Origin of the sequence: Thermogutta sp. (assembly GCF_014359955.1) — a bacterium.
Taxonomy (GTDB): Bacteria; Planctomycetota; Planctomycetia; order Pirellulales; family Thermoguttaceae; genus Thermogutta.
Window position 1 is genome coordinate 1 of sequence record NZ_JACIYL010000391.1, and the last position, 4077, is coordinate 4077.

4 protein-coding genes are annotated in these 4077 nt (G+C 57.3%); 1 reads left to right on the top strand and 3 read right to left on the bottom strand.

The window, feature by feature from the left end; all coding sequences use genetic code 11:
- On the bottom strand, positions 1–713 hold a 713-nt coding region (locus H5U08_RS11850; RefSeq protein WP_297033262.1), incomplete at its 3' end, for a sulfatase-like hydrolase/transferase.
- Between the two features lie 849 nt (positions 714–1562).
- Here H5U08_RS11850 and recA point away from each other — a divergent pair.
- Complete coding sequence (gene recA, locus H5U08_RS11855) at positions 1563–2633, top strand: recombinase RecA (protein WP_297033264.1); 1071 nt, start codon at positions 1563–1565, stop codon at positions 2631–2633.
- Between the two features lie 216 nt (positions 2634–2849).
- On the opposite strand, the gene H5U08_RS11860 is transcribed toward recA, so the two are convergent.
- Together H5U08_RS11860 and H5U08_RS11865 are read right to left on the bottom strand one after the other, a co-directional pair.
- On the bottom strand, positions 2850–3455 hold the full coding sequence (locus H5U08_RS11860) for a carboxypeptidase-like regulatory domain-containing protein (protein WP_297033266.1): 606 nt from the start codon (positions 3453–3455) through the stop codon (positions 2850–2852).
- A gap of 323 nt (positions 3456–3778) precedes the next feature.
- Positions 3779–4054, bottom strand: coding sequence for an H-X9-DG-CTERM domain-containing protein (locus H5U08_RS11865; RefSeq protein WP_297033268.1), 276 nt, complete (start codon positions 4052–4054; stop codon positions 3779–3781).
- Positions 4055–4077 lie beyond the last annotated feature (23 nt).

A 4077-nucleotide genomic window follows, 5' to 3' on the forward strand; every position in this document is an offset into this window, starting at 1 on the left:
TCTGGAATGTTCGCGAATCGTTGCAGCCGCTCGGCGGTTGGTTCGTGCGGCAGGTGGGGAGCGTTGAAGGCCAGATAGAGGAACCAGGGTTGACCCTTATGACGCTGGATAAACGCAGCCGCTTCCTTTCCGAAGGCGATGGTAAGGTGTTCTGTAACTTCAACGGGCTGGCCGTTGCGTTCAATGGGTATGAGGTACTCCGTCTTGGGATTGACAGTCCAGTTGATGTAGCGGTGACCCCCACCGAGAAAGCCGAAGGTTTCCATGAAACCTCGTTTTTCCGGTCGAAATTCGGGAGCCGCTCCCAGATGCCATTTGCCGATCCAACCTGTCACGTAGTGCGCCTGTTTCAGAGGTTCCGCGAGAAGGATCTCGGATAACGGCAAGCCTTCCCTGTGGTCTTCTGGATCATAGTAGGGGTTGTAGACATGCCCAAACCGGTGCTGATATCGGCCGGTCATAAGCCCCGCCCGCGTCGGACTGCAGAACGGATGCGACACGTAGCTGTTCGTGCACACCACGCCCTCTTTCGCCAGACGGTCAAGATGCGGCGTTGGAATATCCTGGCATCCCTGGAACCCGGCATCGGCATATCCCATGTCGTCGGCCAGAATGACCAGGATGTTCGGTCGCGGCGCGACAGCACCCTGTTCGGCACAAAGGGTGCCCGACAACGCAAAAAACATCAACACTGCTGGAAACAGATTCTTCATGACGTTTCCTCCCCACAAGACAGGTCCGGAAATTCTCTCAGCTAAGGCTCAATATGCCCTCGCTGCGTTCGCATGTCAACTGAAGACGCGCCTGGCCTGAGTCGTTCCGCGGTTTCTCTGCCGTGTCGGGGGATTCCCGGTTCCGTCTTCGGGAGGGACCCGCCTGTGAGGTCCGTATATCGGAGGGACCTGCTTGTCAGGTCCGTCGAACATCGATCGATAATCCAGTCTTTTTCCGCGGGCACGACAAGCGTGCCCCTCCGACCTTTCGGAGGGATGTGCTTGTCAGGTCCGCTGTTTAACGCTCGATCATTCATCGCCTTTCGGCGGGGACTGAAGTCCCGCGCGGAAAGCGGTGCTGAAGCCCCGCACTCCATATGGAGTGCGGCGATTTATCGCCGCTTTTCGGTGAAGGCTTTAGCCTTCACCCCCTTGGCGCTGCCGGTGTTTTGTCGCGACCACGGGAGCGCACTGGTAGGGGCAATTCATGAATGGCCCCTCCAACATTTAACGGATACCGTGGAGGGCGTCCTTCCAAAGAAACGCCGGTGCCACCCGGGCCGCGACTTTGACCGGGCGTCTCTTGTGAGCCCACAACAGAGGGGAGTATACTGAGCGCGGTTGTGGGGGCCCGGCGAGCAGGATGTGGCGCGGTCGGATCCAGGCTCTTCCCGGACACCGGAAACGAGCGACGACTCCCCGGGGCGGAAACTTACCAGCTTCGCCTGTGGTCCTGGGCTTGCAAAACTGCGTTCAATCGGCTATTGTGGGATATGTGTTCATTTGAACACCGTTAACCGCGGCACAACGGCCGACAAATATCCCGGTGGGAAGGGAGGTGATTGATCCATGGCAAAAAAGGCAGGGAGCAAAAGTGACGAGCAGGAAGTCCGCAAGGAAAAAGATGCGGCGGCCTCCGTGCTGGAAAAAAATCCCGCACTGAAAAGTGCCGTACAGCAGATCGAAAAACAATTCGGAGAAGGCGCCATCATGCCCCTGGGGGCCACCAAAACCGAGGTGATCGAGGGCATCCCCACGGGCAGTCTCTCGTTGGATCTGGCCCTTGGCGGCCAGGGGATTCCCCGCGGTCGCATCATCGAGATCTTTGGCCCCGAATCCAGCGGGAAAACGACGCTGGCCTTGCATGTGATTGCCCAGGCGCAGAAGCGGGGCGGAATCGCTGCCTTCATCGATGCCGAGCATGCCCTCGATCCTGCGTGGGCAAAGCGGTTGGGGGTCGATCTGGAGAATCTGCTCGTCAGCCAGCCTTCCAGCGGCGAAGAGGCCATGCATATTGCGGAGATGCTCATCCGCTCCAATGCGGTGGACGTGATCGTCATCGACTCGGTAGCCGCCCTGGTTCCCCAGAAAGAACTGGAGGGTGAAATCGGCGATTCCCACGTGGGCTTGCAGGCCCGACTCATGAGCCAGTCGCTGCGAAAGCTCACCGGTGCCATTGCCAAGGCCAAGACGGCCGTCATTTTCATCAACCAGATTCGCGAAAAAATCGGGGTGATGTTCGGTTCTCCGGAGACCACGCCGGGGGGGCGGGCCCTCAAGTTTTACGCCTCCTGCCGGATCGATGTCCGCCGGGTGGGCCAGATCCGCGACGGCGAACAGGTCATCGGCCAGCGGGTGAAAGCCCGGGTGGTCAAAAACAAGGTCGCACCTCCGTTCCGGGTGGCCGAGTTCGACATGCTCCACGACAGCGGCATCAGTTATGAGGGAGACGTCCTCGACCTGGCGATCGAGCGCAAGCTCATCGTGCGGAGCGGGGCGTGGTTCCGCTACGGCGATCTCCAATTAGGCCAGGGACGCGAGCGCTGCCGGGAGTATCTCAAGGAACATCCCGAACTCGTGGAAGAGCTGCGTGAGAAGATTCTCGCCATGCCGGGCGAGCTCCACACAGAAGTGGAGTGAGGCGACTACGGCTCTGCAAAGCGACCGTGCGTCGACTGTGATGGTGGCACGGGTTACTCGCCGACGGACCCTTTGAACAGCTTTTGTGTTTAATCAAATTGCAATTGAAGTGCGAGTGTACAAGCCGATCCTTACGTCACCACGGCGCAGCTTTGGTATTTAGCCGCGACATTTGACGTTAAGGCCCCAAAATCGACCAGCAGGATTTGCCCCTTCCTACGGTTTAAGATCGATGTTGAAGGTATTGTCGCCTGGCTGAACAGTTATGAATAGCCCGGACGTCTTCTCGTTTTCGTACTTAGCCGGAAGTTCATTTTGGGGTCCCATTTTCACTTGCTGTGGCGCTTGCTGGTACTGCAAGTAGGCCTGCATTTCACTTTCGGCGTCCTCCCTTGCAGCCTGTTGCTGCTGATTTGGAACCCGATACTTGGTCACTTTGACTAAATATTCTCCGGGGATTGCCCCATCGCCCGTTGCAAACGTGCCGATTGCATATCGGCCATTTGCGTCAGTAATGGCCGTGGCCGCCCGGGGTTTTGGATCACCGGCGTTGGGATCCTTAGGCACGAAAGTGACTGTAGCGCCCTCCACGGGTTTGCCGTTCAACGTGACCGTTCCTGTCACTGGGTAGGTTTTAGGTTTCGATGGCTGATTCGAGCACCCCGTCATCACCACACCCGCGGAGAAAAAGACCAGTAGGCACACTAAGGACGTCCGAATAATACGGTTGGTCGCGACGACGAGTTGCGGCAGAAAACGCACTTGTAGGCAATGCGTCGGAGTTGTTGTCTCGGAACTTCTAAAACCCGCGTCAGTTCGCATGGCATGCCTCCGGAAAATCCATCATTTGGCTGCTAATAGCGATGCATCTCCGACTAACGCCTGCCGCTGGCAACTTCTTCCCTCATTTGTTATGCCATCTCGATTCTGCGCATTGCAAGACGGAAGCCATCCGAAGGCCTACCGTCTCAATCAACTCACTAAGATAACCCGTGGGCTGCGTGTCAGCTCCCGCAGGACAGATTTTCAGCGTGTTTGGCGTGAGGCCCCCACTTTCCCCGCATGAAAAAAAGGTATGTGAGCCGGCTTGATTCAAGCGGAAATCAAATAGACGCCGGCGGTTGGTCACAGACGCTCTAGGAGCATTAAAAGCCCGCGGAAACACTTTCGCCACCTGCGCGAGATCCAAGTGCTCCCCACACACCGTAGACGCTCTGCCCTTGCATCGGTTGGAATGCTGCCAAATTACCCGTATCAATCGTCTGCGAAATAAACCTCACTGATCCATCCGCAAACAAACAGTTCACGCCCCCGGGATGCCGGCTGCTCGGGGGTAACACGACATTGTTGTCCCAGCCCCAGCTATTTTGAGTCTCAGCACAACTGGGGCTGTTAGGAGGCAGTACAGTGTTAAAGCCCACATAAATGGACGGACCGAATGTCC

Coding starts and splice junctions, on each gene's coding strand:
- recA (WP_297033264.1), top strand. CDS start 1,563: ATGGCAAAAAAGGCAGGGAGCAAAAGTGACGAGCAGGAAGTCCGCAAG.
- H5U08_RS11860 (WP_297033266.1), bottom strand. CDS start 3,455: ATGCGAACTGACGCGGGTTTTAGAAGTTCCGAGACAACAACTCCGACG.